The sequence below is a fragment of the Crystallibacter permensis genome (assembly GCF_025960875.1).
Taxonomy (GTDB): Bacteria; Actinomycetota; Actinomycetes; order Actinomycetales; family Micrococcaceae; genus Crystallibacter; species Crystallibacter permensis.
Map to the genome: position 1 here is coordinate 17,112 of NZ_JAODLR010000018.1, position 19,885 is coordinate 36,996.

Below are 19,885 nucleotides of genomic sequence, written 5' to 3' on the forward strand. Positions count from 1 at the left end.
GGCCAACGTGGGCTGCGGCGCACATCTTTTTCTGCGCCTTCGCCTCGGAAATTCCTGTGATTCCGAGCAGAAGGAACCCCCTTGCTTCTGTCTCAGTCGAAGGCGCGCGACTCACCCCTTGCCAGAATAAACATTCATTAGTAGAGTTTTTCAGTGATCGCGGTCACGTGATGTGCATCACGAAGGGACATGGGGGTTCCGCGTTGGGGTACAGACCGCTTCCATCCGACTTACTGCTTTGACTCACCGTTGAGAAGGAGAGCAATGTCTGCCGAAATGACGAAGCCCGCTGGAGAGACCGGCATCGATGAAGATGCCGCACACCTCGCCAGCCTCGGTTACTCGTACGATCAGCAATTCAAGCGCGAAATGACGTTCTGGGGGAATGTGTCCCTAGGCTTCACCTATCTGTCCCCCGTTGTTGGTATCTATTCGCTGTTCGCAGCCTCGCTCGGAATTGCCGGGCCGCCTATGTTTTGGTCGCTGATCATTGTCGGCGTCGGCCAGCTGCTGGTCGCCACGGTCTTTGGGGAAGTTGTTTCCAACTACCCGGTGGCCGGCGGGGTGTACCCGTGGTCCCGCCGACTGTGGGGCCGCAAGTGGGGCTGGATGAACGGTTGGGTGTACCTGTGCGCACTGCTGGCAACCATTGCCAGCGTTGCCTACGGCTCCGGCCCCTTCCTCAGCTCCCTGCTGGGGATGGAGAGCAGTGTCAACTCCGTGATCATGGCTGCCTTGGCCGTCATCCTGCTGGCGACCTTGCTGAATCTTGGCGGCACCAAAGTCCTGAACAAGGTCGCCATGCTCGGCCTGCTCGCCGAGCTGGGCGGCGCTTTGGTGGTCGGTATCTGGCTGATGGTCGCGGCCCGCGAACACGATCTGGGCGTACTGTTCCAGAGCTTCGGGGCAGGCGAAGGCAGCAACTACTTCATCGCCTTTGCGGCGGCGGGACTGATCGGCATCTACCAGTACTACGGGTTCGAGGCCTGCGGCGACGTGGCTGAAGAGGTCCCGAACCCCGGACGCACCATCCCGAAGGCTATGCGGATGACCATCTACATTGGTGGCTTCGCGGCGATGTTCGTTTGCCTGTCCCTGATCCTTGCCGTTCCCGATTTCGGCGCAGTGATCAGCGGCGCCGACGCCGATCCGGTCGGCAACGTGCTGCTCTCGGCTTTCGGACCTGTCGGCTTCAAGGTAGTGCTCGCCGTCGTGCTCATCTCTTTTGTTTCCTGCGTTCTGAGCCTGCAGGCGGCGTCCTCCCGCCTGGCCTACTCCATGGCCCGCGACGGCATTCTTCCCGCCAGCAAACTGCTCAGCAAGTTCAGCGAAACCCGCCACGTTCCGCCGTATGCCCTGCTGCTGGCCGGCCTGGTTCCGGCACTGATCGTGATCGGATCCAAGGTTTCCGAGGATGCCCTGATCACCATCATTTCCTTCGCCGCCATGGGTATGTACATGGGCTTCCAGATGGTGGTGCTCGCCGCGCTGCGTGCACGGCTCAAGGGCTGGAAGCCGCGCGGTGCCTTCCAGCTGGGCGCCTGGGGCACCCCCATCTACGTAGCGGCACTGGCCTGGGGCGTGCTCGGCATGGTCAACATGGCCTGGCCTCGGACCCCGGAAGCCGGCTGGTTCTCCAACTACATCGTGTTGATCTCGGCGGTCGGCGTCGTCGTTATTGGTTTGGTCTACATGGCATGGAAGAAGCCCTACCTCAAGGGTGACGCACCCCACGGGGACGCGGTTCCTTCCGCGCCGGCACATTCCCTCAAGCCCTAACGCGCCTGCCGCGCCCTTCAGTTCCATCAGCAAAGAAAGAAACAGGTTCCACATCATGAGTACGCCTACCGTCCAAGTTCCCTACCTGAATATCTCGGATCCATCGTTCGCTATGCAGTCCGAAGAGCTGCGGGCAGCCCGGGAGCAGAGCTGGTACGCACGGACCAATTACGGCATCGCGGTGCTGCGGTATGACGAGGTCAGCAAGCTGCTTAAGAGTCCCAAGCTCTCGCAGGGCAGCGCCAAGTGGCCGGCGCACAACGGCGTCCACGGCGGGCTTTTCTACGACTGGTGGACCAAGAACCTGCTGGTACTGGAGGGCGAGGACCACCACCGGATCCGGCGCCTGCTCAACCCGGCCTTCTCGCCGAGGCTGATCAAGGACCTGGTGCCGCGCTTCCAGGCGCTGGCAAACGAGTTGATCGACGCCTTCATCGACAAGGGTGAATGCGAGTTCATCCGGGACTTCGCCGAACCCTATGCCACGCGGGTGCTGACCATCCTGCTGGGCATTCCGGAAAGCGAATGGCCGACGATCGCCCGGCTGGCCTCCACGGTAGGACTGGCACTAGGCGTCACCTTCAAGCAGGACTTGGACAAGGTGGACGCCGCCGTCGCCGAGCTCTACGAATACGCCGAGGGACTGATCAAGGACCGCCAGGCCAATCCGGGCGAAGACTTCGTCAGCCGCCTGGTACTGGCCAACCGGGACGGAGACCGGCTCAGCGACGAGGAGCTGCGCAACGCGCTGGTGCTTCTGATCTTTGGCGGCATGGACACCACGCGCAACCAGCTTGGACTGGCCATGCAGTCCTTCATGCACAACCCGGAGCAGTGGGAGCTGCTCGCTGAACGCCCGGATCTGGGCGGCAAGGCCGTCGAGGAAGTCATGCGGATCAACCCTACCGTCACGTGGGTGACCCGGGAAGCAGTCGAGGACTTCACCTACCAGGACCTCTTCGTCGAAAAAGGCACCACGGTCCACCTGTTCACGCAGTCATCGGGCACCGACCCGAAGGCTTTCCCCAACCCGGAAATGGACCTGCTCGGCGAGCATGCTCCGCACTACGGGTTCGGCGGCGGAGTCCACCACTGCCTGGGGCACTTCGTGGCCCGTGCGGATATGAGCGAGGCGTTGCCGCTGCTGGCCAGCCGCATCGCCAACCCGCACTTGACGGGCGGGGACGAGTGGCTGCCGGACTCGGGCAACACCGGTCCGATCCGGCTGCCCATCGGTTTCACCAAGCGGTCCTAGCGGCCCAGAACACAGCAATACTTTAGGAAGGACAACACTGATGAAGACCATCGACGTAGACCGCACCCTCTGCGACAACCACGGCCAGTGCGCTATCGCCGCGCCGGACGTTTTCCGGATGAATGCCGACGGCGAGCTCGAGTACGAGGCAACTTTCGACGACGCGCTGCTGGACGTGGTGGAGGAAGCCATCGACGTCTGCCCGGTCCAGGCTATCTTCCTCAAGGACTGACATGAGCCGCAGAATAGTCATCGCCGGAGCCTCGATGGGAGGACTGCGCGCCGCCGAACAGTTGCGCGCGGCCGGCTGGGAGGAAGAGATCGTCGTCGTTGGCGATGAGATCCACCCGCCCTATAACCGACCGCCGCTGTCCAAGGACCTGCTCGCCGCACCCGGATCCCAAGAGGAGGCGCTTGCCGCGGTACAGCTTCGGCAACGCCGCACGGCCACCGATATTCAATGGCGGCTCGGATCCGCGGTTGCTGCGGCAGATCTGGCGGCCCGCACGCTGACGTTGGACAGCGGCGAAGAACTTGCCTACGACGGACTGGTGATTGCCACCGGGCTCCGACCCAGGCGAGTACCCGTTCCGGGACCCACCGCCGGACGCCACGTGATCCGCCGTCTCGAGGACACTCTGGCCTTGCACAGCGAGCTGACGTCCAGGTCCAAGGTGGCGGTCATCGGCGCCGGTTTCATCGGATGCGAGGCGGCCGCGACAGCTGCCGCCCTCGGCTGTAAGGTCACGCTCATCGAGGGGGCCGGCGGTCCGATGGAGCGCCCGCTCGGTCACGAACTGAGCGCGGGCATCCGGACCTTCCTGCAGACGCACGGCATTGACTGTGTGGCCGGCAAACGGGTCAACGAGTTCCTGGACGTGCCCGGAACCTACACCGAAGGCGCCGGGCGCTGTGCAGGTGTCCGGCTCGAGGACGGTACGGAAGTAGCCGCTGACGTCGTTATTGAGGCCGTCGGCTCGCTGCCGAACGTCGAGTGGCTGGCGGGAAACGGGCTGGACCTCAGCGACGGAGTGCTCTGCAACGAACACCTCCAGGTGCTCGGCGCGGAACATGTGGTTGCGGTGGGCGACGTAGCCCGGTATCCGGACCGTCGCGCCGGCGGACCTGCCCGCCGCGTCGAGCATTGGGCCACTCCGGCCGATACGGCTAAAATCGCCGCGCCGGCGCTCGTGGCGGGCCTCAAGGGCGACGTTGTTCCCGAGCCGGCGGCACCGTTGCCGTCTTTCTGGACCGACATCTTCAAGACCCGAATCCAAGGAGTGGGTAGCCCCGCTCTGGCCGACACCATCGAGGTTCTCGAAGGCGACCCTTCCCGCCCTTGGGAGGGAACCGCCCTGGCTTACTACCGCGACGGCCGGCTGATCGGCGCGGTGACCGCCGCCCTGCTGGCTGACCGCCAACTGCACTACCGCAAGCTCGTGAACGAATCCGGCATCCCCGCCGGCGCCGACCTGGCTGCCGTCTGACCGGCATCGCACACTGACGAGAAAGAAGTCCATCATGACACTCACCCCCGTACGGCCCGAGCTGGCCGCCATCGACCTGCAGCAATCCCTCAAGGACCGCGACGCCTTCGCGCGGCACCAGGAGCGCAACCTGCGTCCCGAGACCGTGCGCGACCTCGGTCGCAAGATCGAGGAAGCAGGCGTCGAGTACGTGTACTACGCGCTGCCGACCATCGGCTCCCGCATGGTGGCCAAAATGGTCCCGGCCAACCACTTCAAGCGGAATCTGGAAAAGGGCATCTGCTTCCACCGGACGGCGCTGTCCGACCTGCAGAATGACCGCCACGGCAACCTGATTGGCGGCGGCATCGAGGCCCGCGAGTTCTGGGCGCTGCCGGAGCCGGATACATTTGTGGTGCTGCCCTGGGATACCTCGGTGGCGCGGATCTTCTGCACCGCCTACGAGCCCCCGCACCTGCCGGAGGTCGGCGGGCGCCTGCTGCCGATCGACACCCGCTCGCTGCTGATCCGCTCGCATGAAGCCTTCACCGCCCGCACCGGCTTCGAGGTCCGCTCCGGAACCGAACCGGAGATGACCTGGGAAGGCCCCGGCCTCGAGGTGGTCAAGAAGCCCGGCACCAGCCCCGCCTACCAGGTGGAGAACCTGGAGCGCATGCGTCCGATCTACAAGAAGCTGGTCACCTACGCCAAGGCCATGGGCCTGGACATGATCGAGGGCGACTACGAAGACGATGGTCAGCTTGAGCTCAACTGGATGTACGACAGGGTGGAAAACACCGCAGACCGGCTGGTCACCTACCGCCAGATCTGCAAGCAGGTGGCCCGCGAATTCGGCGTCACCGCCAGCTTCATGCCCAAGCCCTACAACGGCCAGATGGGCAATGGCTGCCACCACAACCTGAGCCTCTGGGACGGCGACACCAACGTCATCGAGGACGCCGGAAGGGTGGAACTGCACGTTTCCGAGACGGCCAGGCACGCCATCGGCGGTCTGCTCACGCATGCCCCCGGTTCGATGGCGGTCATGGCCAGCACCGTCAACTCCTACAAACGGTTCTGGGACGCCGGCCAGTTCGCCCCCAGCACGGCAAACTGGGGCTTGGACAGCCGCGGCTGCCTGGTGCGCATCTCCTCGAACGGCCGGATGGAATACCGGGTACCGGACGCCGCCGTGAACCCCTACCTGTCGCACACGCTGCTCATTGCCGCGATGGAGGACGGACTGAACCGCCGGCTGGATCCCGGTATGGCCGACGACGGCGATGCGGACGTTCCAGCCCTCGGCGGCCAGTTGCCGCTCACCTTGGGCGACGCGATCGACGCCTTCGTCTCGGATACCTACCTCACCTCGGCGCTGCCGGCGGACCTGGTATCGATCTACACCCAGCTGAAGCAGGAGGAATGGGCCCGTTATTGCGGCGCCATCACCGAATGGGACCGCGAGATGTACTGGGAGACCATTCCGTGAGCCGCGTCGAGACGCTTTCAGCTGGCATCCTGCGTTTGGCCTGTATCGACTCCGAGGCGCCGCCGCTGTTCAACCTGGCCGACGACGACGGCAACCGCCGCGGGTACGAGCCGGAGGCGGCAGAGCTGGTCGCCTCCGTGCTGGGCCTACGCATCGAGTGGACGTACCTGGACTGGGACGACATGCTCCCCGCCGTGCGCGACCACCGCGTGGATGCAGTTTGGTGCGGCCAGGGCATCATCCCGGAACGCCAGGCCGTGGTGAACTTTACCGACCCGTACGCCGTGTTCGACGAGACCGTGCTGGTGCGCAAGGGCGATCCGGCCCGCTCGCCGGAGGACTTGGTTGGCTACAAGGTCGCGGCGATCGAGGGCAGCGCCAACATGAAACTGGCTGTCACCTTCGAGGGAGCCGAACCGGTCGCCTTCAACGGTGCGGACGTGTTCGGGGACATGCTGGCGGCCCTGCGCAACGGTGAGGTGGATGCCATGGTGGACGACGACGTCGTGACCGTGCCGCTGGGTGAAGACCCCGCGTACGATGTCGCCTTCACGCACCCCACGGGCAACCGGTGGGGGATCGGGGTGGCCAAGGACAACCCGTTCCTGCTGGCCGAGCTCAACGCGGCACTGGCAACGGTGGTGGCGGACGGGCGGCTGGAGCGGATCTGGACCAAGTGGATGCCGCACCTGCCGTACCCGCTGGCGGCGGAGGTAGCCGTATGAGCCGCCCCATGATCGGCGTTCCGGGCATGTGGTCCAACTCCGTCCACGGCTTGCGCTTCGATGGCGTTGCCGTGGCAGCTAAGGTGCTGCGCTGCATCGTCGCTGCCGGCGGGGAGCCGGTCGTCATGTTCCCGGGGAGCGGTGACAGCGCCGGCGAGCAGGTTGCCCGTTTCGACGGCGTGCTGCTTCCCGGCGGTGCCGATGTGGCGCCCGAGCTCTACGGAGCGGAACCGGACGAACATTATTGGCCCACCGACTACTCTGGCCAGGACGCGTATGAAGCGGCCATCATGGCCGCCTGCATCGAAGCGGGAGTACCGCTGCTGGCGATCTGCCGCGGCCTGCAGTTGTTCAACGTATCCCGCGGCGGCACGCTGCTTCAGCATCTGGAACCGGGAACCGTGCAGCATAAGGATGCGATACATCCGGTTGCTGTTTCGGAAGGGTCATTGCTGGCAACCGTGGTCGGCAGCGGGCAGGTGGATGTCTCCTCGTACCACCACCAGGCCGTGGGTGCGCTCGGTGAAGGCCTGGAAGTGACGGCGACCGCAGCGGACGGCGTGGTGGAAGCGCTCGAAGTGCCGGGAGCTTCCATGCTCGCTGTCCAGTGGCACCCGGAAGACACCGCAGAGACCAATCCCGCCGACCACGCGCTGTTCGTCTGGGTTGTCGACGCGGCCAGGCAGCGCCGTGACGCGACTGCCGCCGCGGAAATGGCAGGTGCCCGGTGAGTGGGCTGCGGGTCAATCCCGCGAACGTGGTTCCCGCCGCCTTCGAACACCTGCCAGCAGACGCGCCGCGCGTCGCCGTCGTTGTTTCATTGACGTTCCCGGGGATGACCCAGCAGACGCTGGAACTGATGGAGCGTTTTACTCGTGTCGCGTTTGAAACACTGCTGGAAGCGGGAGCCAGCGCCGAGCTGGTGGACAGTGCGGCCGAACACCTGACTCCCGAAGCGGAGCTGGCCAAGTACGACGGAGTCCTCTTCTTGGGAGGCGGCGATGTGGACGCGTCGCTCTATGGCCATACCGGGCCGGTACCCAATTCCTACGGGGTGGATCTACGGGCGGATGAGTACTGCTTGGAACTGATCCGCGGTGTGCTGGAGCAGGACCAGCCGTTGCTCGCCATCTGCCGGGGATCACAACTGCTCAACGTCGCCTGCGGCGGCACGCTGATCCCTGATCTGGACCCATGGCATCTGCACCGCGGGGGACCGGGACAGCCGATGTTCCTGGACGAGAAGGTGAACCTGGCTCCGGGCTCGAAGGTGGCGGCCATCCTCGGCCGTCCAACGGTCACCGTGCGCTCGGGGCATCATCAAGCGGTGGGAACTGTGGCAGCTGAGCTGCAGGTTGCCGCTCTGGCGCAGGACGGTGTGGTTGAAGGTACGGAGCATCCGGGCAAGACCTGGGTGGTCGGCGTGCAATGGCATCCGGAGGACTCGGACGGGGACGCGAATGATCGATCCCTGTTGTTCGAAGAGTTCGTGCGCCAGAGCAGGCTGAACCCGGCGGCGGCGACCGGCAGGCAGCAGGAGCCGGCCAACGCCTGATCAGTTGATCTGCGCGGTCATCCCGCCGCACAGATCAACTGCAGGTTCAGGTTGGGGACGTTCAACGGTATGAAGCAGAAACCTTCCGGTGCTTCCTTGATCCGTTCGCCGACAATAAAACGTCCCGAGTTGCCCAGAATCACGCGGTGCTGGCCGTTCAAGATGGCGGCGTCCCCGGGAATCCGGCGGACAATCGGGATGAACTTGTTTTCGATGTCACGGATCCGGATGTCGCAGCCGGTTACACCGATGAAGGTTCCGTGGACATAGGTCGGTACCGTGCAGGTCATGATGTATTCGTCGAAGCCGAGGTAGTCCACATAGGGGCCCGCAATGGATTGCTGGCCGGTTTTGGCGGCGATGGAAAACCATGGGAGTTGCTCATAGTCGTAAAACCGCTCACCCTCGGGAGCTAAATCAAAATCCAGCTTTTCAATATTTCCCGAATCGGTTCTGAACCACCATTCCAATACTCCCTCAGCGTCTTTGATTGCAGAGATCGAGAAGATTACTCCCGCGCCGACAACAATGTCATGGGAATTGAGGAACGCGGTGGATATTTCACGTAAACCGGTAATGTCTTTAGGTGATATTTTTATGCCTGCCGGAATTTTTGCTTCGAGCTGTTTTTCCACCGTGTGGGCAGTGTTGTACAGGTCCTGGTACAGCTCGTTAAGCCATGCCTCGATGGCCGTCGCACTGCTGATGGCGCGGGGTGAGGCGGGCGCAATCATGAGATCTCCTCTTCATCGCCTACATGGGCAAGCGTGAGCTTGGTGTCAATGAGGTGGTAAGTGTTCCGCCGGATATGTTCGACAACCAAACGCTGGGCGTTGTCTGGTTCGTCCGCCCTGATCGCATCCACGATCCGCACATGCTCACGGGCAGCCGTAGCGGGGTCGAACACACCGGCGATCGGGCTCCACAAAAGCTGGCCGACCTCGGATTGCAGGCGGATCTCAAGGCTTGTGAGCCGCGGAGACTGGGCGACCACCGCCAGCTCTATGTGGAAGCGGCTGTCTGATCTCGCCTGTGTTTCGGGGGAATCGGCGCTGGCCAGTGCCTTGGCCAGCTGTTCCAGCCGGTCCAGATCCTTCGGATGGGCGCGGTCACATGCCAGCCGGGCAGCTGCTGCGGCCACGGCAGTTTGCTCGTCGCCGAGATCCCGCAGGTCCGCAATGGAAGTGTCCCGAAGGTACTTCCGCAGCTGTTGCTCCTGGGCCTGCGGGGACTTGACCACAAACGTTCCGCCATTGCGGCCGCGCCGTGTTTCAACCACCCCGCGTTCCCTTAGTTCAGCGAGGGCTTCACGAAGGGTGGCTCCAGCTACGCCGAACATGTCGGAAAGCTCGGATTCCACGGGCAGGCGCTCGCCGACACGGAGCATGCCCAGGGCAACCGCGGTGGATATCCTCTGGACTATCGCCTCGGACCGTTCCTTTTCGGGCAGGGAGCGATAAATCTGGGACTGCAACGCCGGGGGTGAGGCCACGATTTTCTCCCTTCTACTGGGCGACAGTTGGACGTCGGGTTTCCGGCGAATCGCTTATGAAGCATTCTACTTTATGGTTGCTGCCATATATCATCAAATTGTCACGACGACATATCAAGAAATGTCTGAAATTCGCTGGATATACCTGCCGATATTTTTGAGAGCATGACTTACTACAAGAGTATAAATCCTGCGACCGGCGAAACGCTGCAGGAATTCGCAGCTGCCAGCGATGAAGAAATTTCCGGGGCACTCAAGAAACACAGGCGGCCTATGATTCATGGCGGCAAAGTGCTGTTCCGGAGCGAGCCGCCGTCCTGCTGCGCGTAGCCGAACTCTACCGGGACCGTCGCGAGGGCAACGGTCCAGCGTCCAGCTGGAGCATTGCCCTCGGCAGGCACAGTGCTGTTCTCAGGAGTCCAGTGCTGCTTCGAGCTTGTCGATGTTTCCGCTCATCCACTCCACGTAGGAGACATCCTCGGGAAGCGTTTCGGTGAAGTCGACGACCGGCACACCCGTCTCATTGGCCATGGACTTCAGGCTCTCTGACTGCGGACCTTCCACCTGGCTGTTGTAGGCCAGCAGGACGACGTTTCCTGAGGCCAGGAGGTCCTGCGTTTCCTTGAGCTCGGCCGGGGGAGCGTCGTTCCCGGCTTCGATCGCGGCAATGAACCCCTCCGGCGTCTTGTCGACAAGCCCGATGTCAGTGAGGAGATGCTCGGCCAGCGGCGCGGTGGCGGCGATGGCACTGCCCTCATGCTCCTTGCGTAGATCGGCCATGCGACCTTCAAGGGCTCCGAGATCATCGGTGAACGCCGCCGCGTTGGACTCGTATGTGGAAGCATTCTCGGGGTCCAACTCGGCTAGCTGCGCGGCAATCTCATCGGCGATCCTGGAAACGGCCGGGAGTGAATACCAGACGTGCTCGTCGGCCTGTTCGGCAGCGGGCTCATCTTCGTGCGCCTGCGCCTCATCCTCATGGGCGGCATCGAGTCCCGATACTTCGAAAGCGTCGACCACCGCTGCGACATCCGCGTCTCACGCGAGCTGTTCCATGAACGGGTCGAAGCCACCCCCGTTGCGGATGACCAGATCAGCCTCGGACAAAGCAAGACGATCCCTGGCTGTGCCCTCGTAGGAGTGCGGGTCCTGGCTAATGCTGTCGATGATCGCCGTGGCCGACACCTTCCCGCCGCCGACGGATTCCGCGATGTCGCTGTACATGTTCGTGGATGTGACAATGCTGATCTTGTCACTGGATGCTGCGGTCGCCTGGGTGCCCGCTTCGGATTGGGATCCGGCGCAAGACGTCAGGGCGACGGCCAGGACTGCTGTTCCGGCTAGTGCCGATCGGCGGAGTTTGGAGTGCATACCTATTTACCTCGGTGGTTGGGACTGCCTGTTGTCTGGGGGAATGGTGGACCGGCTGATGCTTCAGCCCTGACGGGCTTTCATCCGCGGGTTCCTCTTGTTGATGACGAACGTGCGGCCGCGTCGGCGGACAACCTGCGCACCGGGTATCTTCTTCAACGCCCGAAGGGAGTTACGTACTTTCATTTTCTTCTTTGCTCCATTTCCGCTGCTCCTGTGGATTCGCTGGTATCCAGCCCGAAGGGGTCCGGAAACCCGCCGGAGTGCTGGGCGGTTTCGGCTGGCGTCAGCGCGCAGCCATCGAGAAGTTCTTGGATTTCGTCTGGCCGGATATCTTCGCCGGTGACGGCTATGACCGTCGCCCTGTCACCGGATTCGGGATTCCAGTCCAGGACGGCATCCGTGCTTCCGGCCGGGTGGTTGCTGACGGCATCGGGCAGATCCGCCGCCCAGGGGCCGGTGTTCTCGAGCAATACACGCGGACCGATGCCTTGGATCGCGATCCTGCAGGTTGGCGCCGAAGCCATCCACAGACGCCCACGCAACCAGACGCACCCTTCGGCCAGTTGGGGCAGAGCTTGCCGGAAGCGCCCGGGATGCAGCGGCCTGCGGACCCGGTGCAGAACGGTAGTGAACAGGGTGGAAGTGTCCGCAGCCGGAATCCGCACCGTACCGGGCACGGACCGCGCCCGGGCCTCGGCAGCATCGTGCCGAGCCGGGGAGCGAGTTGATCCTGCTTCGATCAGGGTGGAGTGCGGCGCGAGTTCGCGGAGCAGCAACAAACCTCTGCCTCGGTGGTTCCCTGCGCTGGAGGGGAAAGGGCCGGCCAGAAAGACCGTGTCGCTGAAGCTCAGTTCCTCCAGGAGAAATTCGCCCGCGGTTCGGTCCTCTTTGCGGGCGGCGGTGTAGCCGGAGCCAAAGAGTGTGTGGCGGTCCCACATCTGATCTTCCAGGGACGAAGGATCGCACGCCAGGACGACTGTCCCGATGGTAAAGGGACTCTTCACCCCCTGCGTGATTCCGTGGACCGCCATGGACGCCGCCATAGTGGGCGGCAGTCCCATGATGATGTGCTCGTAGCCATCGGCAAGCAGGCGCTCAACCGTCGGTGCCACATCCAACCTCACCGTGCAGCTGAGGCAGCCGTGCTCCAGCAGGTTTTCATGTCGCTCCAGCAGTCGGCCGTCATGGAAAACCTGCCGCACCACGGTGCCGTTTTCCAGCAGGTCATGGATGACGACGGCGGTATCCACCCTGCCGCTGGAGAGGTGATCGAGTGCCGGGGCGCGGCACAGTGCGTCCAAAGAACTGACGAGTGTGATGTGCATGCCAGCCAGCATACATGAGAATCATTCTCATTACAGTGAGTGGGCCTGCAACCTCAAGCCTTTTGCCGAGCCCAGATCCGAAAGTCGGTCGCGGACATAGGAAAACGGCCGGCGATGCTGGTGCACCAGCTACGCCGACCGTCCTCCGCCACTCGTCTGTCTGGCGGATTACCCCTGCGCCTGCAGCGCCCGGTTACTGCTCGTTAGCCGGATGCTGGCATAAATGGCGGCAGCGAGAAGCGGCGTGACAAGCGTTCCCGCCGTCGATCCCCAAGCCAATCCGGACTGGACCAGCCCGATGCCGACGACCGCCGAAACACACCACGCGGCGACGCCGGCAGCGTTCACCTTCGGGAACGAACTGTCGGGCAGGTGGCCGGGCTCAACGGGCCTGCCGGAGCGTCGGTCCAGCGCAATGTGCGTCAGGGCGATCGCCACCCAACCGGTGACCAGGGCACCCTGCCAGGACAGAGCCACCAGCAGGTACTGCACCACGGGCAGCAGCATCAGCAGGAAGATGATGCCGGCGCCGAGGAGGTTCCAGACAATTCGTGGCAGCTTCGCCTTGAATGCGCGCTCGCCGAATTCCCGCAGGTTTGAGATGCCCAGTGCATAGTTGGCGGTGTTGATCCGCGTTTGCGAAACAAAGACCACCAGGAGGCCGAACAGGCCCATGAGCGAGACCAGCCCGCCTGCCACTCCTGTCTCGGTGGCTTCAAGGCCCGGGATGGTGAAGGTCAGGAAGATCCCTATCAGGGCGTTTGCGCCGAAGGCCAGCGCGTAGAACAGCCAGCCGAAGGTGTACGTTTTGTGGAATTTCTCGTCCCGGGGCCGGCCCAGCGCAGCGAAGTCCATGGTGTACATCATGAGGATCCAGACACCCATGAAGGCGGCAAAGGTACCGAGCCAACCCGGACCGCCCTCGGCGAGCCCGAGCACCGGCACCGAGTGGGTGAGCCAGTCATCGGAGAAACCGTGGGCAGTTCCGGCCCAGATGACGGCGGCAATCAGACCGCCCCAATACACAGGCAGCAACCAGCCGTTGATCTTGTCCAGCCAGCGCTGGATTCCGCCGGCGACCAAGGGCAGGGTGTACAAAACGACGACGGCGTACCAGAGTGCCATCGGTCCGCCGAACTGTGCCTGGAACGCGAATGCGAGGATGGCGCCTTCGAAGACCGCGTAATAGATCGCCGTGGCCGCAAAGATGATGGTCGCCAGCAGCGCACCCGTGCGGCCGAGGAGGCTGCGGGAGAACTGGGCGACGGTCAGGCCGTTGCGCAGTGCATAGCCGGCCAGGACGCGGTTGATGAGGCCGTAGCTGAGGATGGTCAGGCCCAGGCCGATCAAGGCGTCCCGGGTGCCGTAGGCCTGGGCGAGTGCGGCGCCGATGTAGACGAAGAACATTGCGCTGACCAACCCGTACCAGGCCATGGTGAGTGAGCCGCGGCTCATACGGGTTGAATTGCTGGTTTCCTGAGGTAGTGCTTCGGTTGATGACACGGTTGTCTCCCGTAAGCGGGCATGGCGTCAGGAACAGACGTCCCTGACGCCATGCGTGAGGATGGATTAGGGCCTTTTGGCCGGGTGGTTTACTGCCAGTGGGCGGAGGAGCGCCGGCCCATCAGCTCGCGGTACTGCTCTGTTGTGGTGGGATAAAGCTCGCCGGTTCCCCAATCGAGAATGACGCCGTAACGCCGGATTACGTCGAGCATGTGCAGTTCGCCGCTGCGGTACTTTTCGGCGATAGCGGTTGCGTCTTCGGTCAACCATCCAAGGCGCTGGCTACGGATGTTGGCGCGGAGCTCATCGCTTGCTGTTTCGTCGATCTCGAACTGGTCCAGCTCGGCGTCGATCTCATGGATGACGACGCCGTAGTCCGCCGCCGCACGCTCGATGGAAACGTAGCCGTCGATGACATCTTCGACCACCTCCGCATATGGACGCTCCAGCGGGTCCCCGTAGCCGCCGCCACCTGCGGACGGCCGGGTGAACGAGTCGCCCGACTGAATCGGTACTGAAGAGAAATTGGAGCCGAGGAAACGTTCGTCGGCCGTGCCCTTGTTAAGCCAGACGCCGTGCGGGATGGAAGGCAGGCCGCCTTCTATGCCCCAGGTGATGGAACGGGCGCGGTCACAGCAGTAGCTCATCACGGTACTGGTGGCGTCGGTGAGGGTGCCGCCCTTTTCAATGCCGAGCCCGCCCCGGAAGCGTCCGGGCCCGCCGGAATCAACGGCAATCTGGTGGACGGTGGTGAGGACGGGGGAGAGGCGCTCCTGCCCTTCCACCGGCTGCACAGCGAGTCCCGGGCCGAAGACCGGCGCCGTGGCGCTGGCGCCGTCCTTGCTGGCCCTGCCGCCCCAGCCGCCGGCCATCCAGTCGTACCACATGAAGTAGGGGTTGTCGGAGGTGCGGTTGTCCCGCCCGCCGACCAGCAGATACTCAAGGTTGAAGGCACAAGCCATGGCACGCTCAGGCATGATCTGGGACCACAGTTCGAAAATGCCGTTCATGAGCTTTTCATACGGGCCGGAACAGAAACCCGTGACGGCGTAGGGCCAGCCGGCGTTGACCACGGTTCCTTCCGGTCCGATCTCCGCGTCCACGGCCGCGTAGAAGCCGGAGTTGAGCGGAACGTCCGGGAAGAACGTCTTGGTTCCCGCATAGATGGCGGAGTGCGTGGTGCCGTAGCCGGAATTGAGGAACGTCTCCACGGCCGGGGCCGACCCGGTGAGGTCGTAGTGGATGCCCTTGCCATCGAGCGTCAGCTTGATGTGGATCGGGACCAGTCCTTCGCCCTTGCCGGGGTCGAAATCGATGTAGTCCACGGTTTCCCACTGGCCCTGCGGCAGGGTCTCGAGCCGCCGGCGGACAATCCGTTCCACGTAGTCCTGCGTCTCCTGCATGGCCGCCACGACGGTGTCTTTGGAGTACTTGTCCACCAGGCGCAGCACCTCGCGCTCGCAGACCGCTGTCGCCTCGGACTGGGCCTGGAGATCGCCCATGGCCTGCTGCGGCGCCCTCGTATTGGAAACCAGCAGCTGGGCCACATCGTGGAGGAAGATGCCTTTGCTCCACACGCGGACCGGCGTGATGCGCAGGCCCTCGCCGAAATGTTCCTTCGCATTGACGTCGAACGATCCGGGGACGTTGCCGCCGATATCGGCCCAGTGGCCCTTGTTCTGGGCGAAGGCAATCACTTCGCCTTCGGAAAACACCGGCCTGATAAAGCTCACGTCGTTGAAGTGGGTGCCGCCGCGGTAAGGGTCGTTGATGGCGAAGACGTCCCCGGGGTGGATGTCCGTACCGAACTCCTCGAGGATGGCCTTGCACTGGAAGTGCAAGGTTCCCACGTGGACGGCGATGTCCCCGCTGCCTTGCATCACGGTATTGCCTTGGGCGTCGCAGAGCGCGGAGGAAAAGTCGCGGGAGTAGATGACAAAGGAATAGCAGGTGCGCAGGATCTGCTCGCTCATGAGGTCCACGCTGGTGGCGAAGGCGTTCTTGAGGACCTCGAATGTGACAGGATCCAGGCCCGAAGCCAGGCGGGCAGCGGAATGCGCGGAATGCGTGTCGGGTGCCAGTACCGTGTCGGTCATTACTTGGCCTCCTCGTTCTTGAATTCGGTCAGGTGGATGCGGATGTTCAGCCATTCATCGATCTCGGCGGTTGTCCGCGGCGGGACCACGGTGGTGGAGTCCAGCTGGTCGATGATGGCGGGCCCGATGAACGTGGCGCCGGCAGGCAGAGCCGAGCGGTCGAACACCGGGGTCTGGACCCAGCCGTCTGCGCCGAAGTAGACGGGCCGCACGGATTCCGGTTTGCCCGGGTCTGCCAGGAGTTCTTTCTCCGGGGCGAACGAGGGCTTGGGGGTCTTGCCGATCGCAGACAACTGCAGCTGGTAAATCTCCACCGGCTGGTTGTCCTGCCGGAACGCGAACTCGCGCTCGTGCTCCTGGTGGAAAGTCTGGATGGCTTCCTCAAGGGCGCCCTTGCCGGAGCCCATGGGAACGGCGAGCGAGCGCCACTGGCCCTGGTAACGCATCGAGATGACCCGCTGCAGCACCGAGTTCTCCTCGTCGACTCCCTCATGGCGCAGCCGCGCGGTGGCCTCGGTTTCCAGGTTCAGGAACTGGGCTTCCAGATCCTCGGGATCGGCTTCGGACGCCAGGGCCGTATACATGGCGGACAGGTCGTGGCGGATGTCCACGAGCAGGCAGCCCATGGCCGAGGTAACACCGGGGTTCGGAGGTACGACGACGGTGGGAATGTTCAGCTCGCGGGCCACCTCGGCGCCGTGCAGGGCTCCGGCGCCGCCGAAGGCGATGAGCGCAAAGTCCCGCGGATCGTAGCCGCGGCGGATGGAGATCAGCCGGACCGCGTCGGCCATGTTGGCGTTGGCGACCTGCAGGATGGCTTGGGCAGCCTCTTCATCGCTCATGCCCAGGGGGCCGGCGATGACGCGGTTGACGGCTTCCTGAGCGAGGCCGCGGTCCAGGTTCTTGGCGCCGCCGGCCAGCGTAGTGCCCAGACGGTTGAGCACCAGATTCGCATCGCAGTTAGTCGGCTGGTCGCCACCGGTGCTGTAGCAGGCCGGCCCGGGATCCGCACCGGCCGACTGCGGTCCGTTGCGGAGGGAACCTGCGATGTCGATGTGCGCCAGAGAGCCGCCGCCGGCTCCGATGGTCAGTACTTCGATGCTGGGGAAGACAATCGGATGGCCGTATTCGACCTGCCATTCCTTGGTGATGCGCAGTTCACCCCCGGATACCAGCGCAATGTCCGTTGAGGTGCCGCCCATGTCGAGGCCGACGGCGTTCTCGTAGCCGCACTGCTGCGCCACGTGCTTGGCTGCAATGGCGCCGGCGGCGATCCCCGAAGCGGCCAGCCTCACCGGATAGCGCTTGACCATACGCGGTGTCATGGATCCGCCACCGGAGTGCAGCAGTAGCAGGTCTCCGGCGTAGCCGCCGCCCTTGAGCTCATCCGCCAACCGGTTGACGTAGCCGGAAACCAGCGGGGCGAGCACCGCATTGGAGACGGCGGTATTGAAGCGGTCGTGCTCGAAGATCTCGGGCAGGATCTCGGCTGATGTCGAAACCGTGGCCTCGGGCAGTTCCTCTTCCAGGATCTTGCGCATGCGCACTTCATTCTCGGCGTTGGCATACGAGTTGATGAAGCAGACCGCGATGGTGGTGACACCGCGCTTGCGCAGCAGGGCAGCAAGGCGGCGGGCATCGTCTTCATCCAGCGGCGTGATTACGTTGCCTGCATAATCTATACGCTCGGTGACCTCAAAGCGGTCGCGGCGGCGGATGTAGGGGCCGGTGACGTCGTTGTAGGCATCCCACAGGTCGTCTTTGGTTCCGTCGCGGATTTCGATCACGTCGCGGAAACCCCGGGTGGTGACCATGGCCGCCGTCGGGAAGTTGCGGGTAATGAGCGCGTTCGTGGCAACGGTTGTCCCGTGCGAGAAGAGCGAGACATCGGCCAGATTGATCTCGGCACGCTTGACGCCGTTCATCACGGCCAGCATCGGATCCTCAGGCGTGGAGGGTACCTTCGTGACCCGCATGCGTTGTGTTTCTTCGTCGAAGATGCAGACGTCGGTGAACGTCCCACCAACGTCGACGGCGACTCGGACATTAGCCATCTTGTGATTCCTCCAAGGAAGTGGTTTCGCGTAGCCACTACGATCCAGTGTGACCCAGCTCTCTGTCACTGGAGGAACTGAAATACCATGGAAGTGCAATTGTAGTTTTTACAATCACCGCCCGGTGGCTTTGCAATCGGCACCGACGGCAGATTTTCAAGGATGTATTCGATGGACGCACAACCCGCCCTTTCGCTCTCCGATGTCGTCGGGCAAGACGGTTTGGGACTGCAGGCGGTCGTGCCGGGGGACCCGAACGCCGTCGTTATTGGAGCGCATACCAGCGAGATCCATGACCCGGCGAAGTGGTTTGAGCCGGAAACCGTCATGCTGACCACGGGACTGCGTTTTGTCGGAGCTGAGAGCGATTCGGCGCTGGCAGACAAGCTGGTCGCGGAATTGAAGTCGGCCAAGGTGGCGGCGCTGTTTTTCGGGGTGGGAGTGTATTTCCGGGAAGTGCCCCGCACGCTCACGGCTGCGTGTAAACGGGCGAACTTCCCGTTGTACACGGTGGCGGCGGAAGTGCCCTTCCACCACATCGAGAATTTCATCAACCAGTCCAAAATCTCGCCGGACTCCTACGTCCTCAAGCGCGCCATGCGGCTGACCAACGACCTGCTGCAAAGCGTTTCCGCCGAGAACCCGGTCCAGGCGCTGATCGCCAGGCTCGGTTCGGTCTGCCGGGGAACCGCAGTGCTTTATGAGGACTCCGGCCGGATTATTGAATCAACGGGCGAAGGCCCGACTCATCTGATCTGGAACGAACTGCGGGATCAAAAGCAGGTGTCGGACCGGATTTCCATTGGCCGCTGGGAGGTCATGGCCCGCCCGCTGGTGCTGCGCGGGAACGGCTACTGGCTCGCAATCGCGAGTAGGAACACCGGGGTGATCGATGAACTGGGGGAGATGCTGCTGGAGACCACCCAGCGTCTGCTCGGGGCGATCAACGGCATCAGCCAGTTCTCCGTTTCGAAGGAACGCCATGAAAACGCCCAGTTGCTCAGTATGCTCCAGGACGGCATTCCGGTGGCAAGGGAATACCGGCACTGGGAACGGATGCGCCCGTTTCGGTTTGTGCCCTATGAGCGGGTTCGCGCCGTCGCCGCAGCAAATCTGGAGCAGGAGCCGATTCCCGCTCCACTGGTGGAAAGACTCCTGCAAAGGGCTTCGGTCAGCGGTTTGGGTCTGCTGCTGGCGGAAAACGGCCGGACGCCGGAGAGCCCGCCGGGATTCCATGCACTGGTTTCTGACACCGCAGCGCTCGAGGCCTGGCTGGGATTGGCGGAGGATGTGTTCATTGGGCTTTCCGAACCCTATTCGGATCTTGCCACCACACCGGACGCCTTCCGGGAGGCCGAAACGGCCGCTGGAATCGCTGGCCGGAGAGCGCGGGCAGCAGGCGCGAACGGATCCGGCGGCCGGTGGATCGTTCGGTTGGACGAGGTGGACCCGGCGACCTGGCTGCTGGCCAGGCGGCAGTCGCCGCAGGATTCGGACAAGCTGGGCAAGTTCGTCCAGGGGCTTGACCGGGACACGGAGCTCAGGCAGACGGTCCTGTGGTACCTGGCCCGGAACCTGGACATAGCGCAGGTTGCCAAGGTGCTCTTCGTCCACCCGAACACCGTCCGGTACCGATTGAAGAAAGCCGAGGATCTCATCGGCGGCCCGCTCTCCAGCTCGCGGATCATCGCGAATCTGTACCTGGCCTATCACGAGGACATCCTCGCGCTGGAAGAGACCGACCTGGTGTGAGGGAGGCACTGGGGCGTTCG

At 63.4% G+C, this 19,885-nt stretch carries 16 protein-coding genes and 1 pseudogene; 9 read left to right on the forward strand and 8 right to left on the reverse strand.

The annotated features are described in order from the left end of the window. Positions 1–264: 264 nt before the first annotated feature. Genes B0G38_RS17545 through B0G38_RS17580 form a run of 8 tightly spaced genes read left to right on the forward strand, consistent with a single transcriptional unit; the run spans position 265 to position 8,269 of the window. The gene (locus B0G38_RS17545) at positions 265–1,779 is read left to right on the forward strand and encodes an APC family permease (RefSeq protein ID WP_264670613.1); all 1,515 of its coding nucleotides are present in this window, start codon (positions 265–267) and stop codon (positions 1,777–1,779) included. Positions 1,780–1,834: 55 nt separating this feature from the next. Continuing rightward, entirely contained in the window at positions 1,835–3,034 is a 1,200-nt protein-coding gene (locus tag B0G38_RS17550; RefSeq protein WP_264670614.1) for a cytochrome P450, read from the forward strand. A 40-nt stretch (positions 3,035–3,074) separates the two neighbouring features. After that, complete coding sequence (locus tag B0G38_RS17555) at positions 3,075–3,266, forward strand: ferredoxin (protein ID WP_264670615.1); 192 nt, start codon at positions 3,075–3,077, stop codon at positions 3,264–3,266. A gap of 1 nt (position 3,267) precedes the next feature. After that, positions 3,268–4,521: an NAD(P)/FAD-dependent oxidoreductase gene (locus B0G38_RS17560; RefSeq protein WP_264670616.1), complete on the forward strand. Its 1,254-nt coding sequence runs from the start codon at positions 3,268–3,270 to the stop codon at positions 4,519–4,521. A gap of 34 nt (positions 4,522–4,555) precedes the next feature. Continuing rightward, positions 4,556–5,989 carry a glutamine synthetase family protein gene (locus B0G38_RS17565; RefSeq protein WP_264670617.1) on the forward strand — a complete coding sequence of 478 codons (1,434 nt, stop codon included), beginning with the start codon at positions 4,556–4,558 and terminating at the stop codon, positions 5,987–5,989. Continuing rightward, positions 5,986–6,714, forward strand: coding sequence for an ABC transporter substrate-binding protein (locus tag B0G38_RS17570; RefSeq protein WP_264670618.1), 729 nt, complete (start codon positions 5,986–5,988; stop codon positions 6,712–6,714). The genes B0G38_RS17565 and B0G38_RS17570 overlap by 4 nt, the downstream gene beginning before the upstream one ends. Beyond that, a complete protein-coding gene (locus B0G38_RS17575) occupies positions 6,711–7,445 on the forward strand; it encodes a gamma-glutamyl-gamma-aminobutyrate hydrolase family protein (protein ID WP_264670619.1) in 735 nt (244 codons plus the stop codon). The genes B0G38_RS17570 and B0G38_RS17575 overlap by 4 nt, the downstream gene beginning before the upstream one ends. Continuing rightward, positions 7,442–8,269 (forward strand): gamma-glutamyl-gamma-aminobutyrate hydrolase family protein, encoded by an 828-nt coding sequence (locus tag B0G38_RS17580; RefSeq protein ID WP_264670620.1) that lies wholly within the window; start codon positions 7,442–7,444, stop codon positions 8,267–8,269. The genes B0G38_RS17575 and B0G38_RS17580 overlap by 4 nt, the downstream gene beginning before the upstream one ends. Positions 8,270–8,286: 17 nt before the next feature. Here the strand turns inward: B0G38_RS17580 and B0G38_RS17585 are convergent, their stop codons facing one another. From B0G38_RS17585 to B0G38_RS17620, 8 genes and pseudogenes are all read right to left on the reverse strand, one after another. Then, positions 8,287–9,003: a cache domain-containing protein gene (locus B0G38_RS17585; protein ID WP_264670621.1), complete on the reverse strand. Its 717-nt coding sequence runs from the start codon at positions 9,001–9,003 to the stop codon at positions 8,287–8,289. After that, positions 9,000–9,761 carry a FadR/GntR family transcriptional regulator gene (locus B0G38_RS17590; RefSeq protein ID WP_264670622.1) on the reverse strand — a complete coding sequence of 254 codons (762 nt, stop codon included), beginning with the start codon at positions 9,759–9,761 and terminating at the stop codon, positions 9,000–9,002. The genes B0G38_RS17585 and B0G38_RS17590 overlap by 4 nt, the downstream gene beginning before the upstream one ends. Before the next feature lie 411 nt (positions 9,762–10,172). Then, positions 10,173–11,132 (reverse strand): annotated as a pseudogene (locus B0G38_RS17595) (metal ABC transporter solute-binding protein, Zn/Mn family). A gap of 63 nt (positions 11,133–11,195) precedes the next feature. Continuing rightward, positions 11,196–11,318: a type B 50S ribosomal protein L36 gene (gene ykgO, locus B0G38_RS17600; protein WP_264670623.1), complete on the reverse strand. Its 123-nt coding sequence runs from the start codon at positions 11,316–11,318 to the stop codon at positions 11,196–11,198. Next, on the reverse strand, positions 11,315–12,460 hold the full coding sequence (locus B0G38_RS17605) for a GTP-binding protein (RefSeq protein ID WP_264670624.1): 1,146 nt from the start codon (positions 12,458–12,460) through the stop codon (positions 11,315–11,317). The genes ykgO and B0G38_RS17605 overlap by 4 nt, the downstream gene beginning before the upstream one ends. A 168-nt stretch (positions 12,461–12,628) precedes the next feature. Further along, entirely contained in the window at positions 12,629–13,963 is a 1,335-nt protein-coding gene (locus B0G38_RS17610) for a purine-cytosine permease family protein (protein WP_264670625.1), read from the reverse strand. 89 nt (positions 13,964–14,052) lie between these two features. Next, positions 14,053–16,059, reverse strand: coding sequence for a hydantoinase B/oxoprolinase family protein (locus tag B0G38_RS17615; protein ID WP_264670626.1), 2,007 nt, complete (start codon positions 16,057–16,059; stop codon positions 14,053–14,055). Then, on the reverse strand, positions 16,059–18,113 hold the full coding sequence (locus B0G38_RS17620; RefSeq protein WP_264670627.1) for a hydantoinase/oxoprolinase family protein: 2,055 nt from the start codon (positions 18,111–18,113) through the stop codon (positions 16,059–16,061). Before B0G38_RS17620 ends, B0G38_RS17615 begins: the two co-directional genes overlap by 1 nt. Positions 18,114–18,284: 171 nt before the next feature. Between B0G38_RS17620 and B0G38_RS17625 the strand changes: the two genes are divergently transcribed. Then, the gene (locus B0G38_RS17625; protein WP_264670628.1) at positions 18,285–19,865 is read left to right on the forward strand and encodes a helix-turn-helix domain-containing protein; all 1,581 of its coding nucleotides are present in this window, start codon (positions 18,285–18,287) and stop codon (positions 19,863–19,865) included. Positions 19,866–19,885 lie beyond the last annotated feature (20 nt).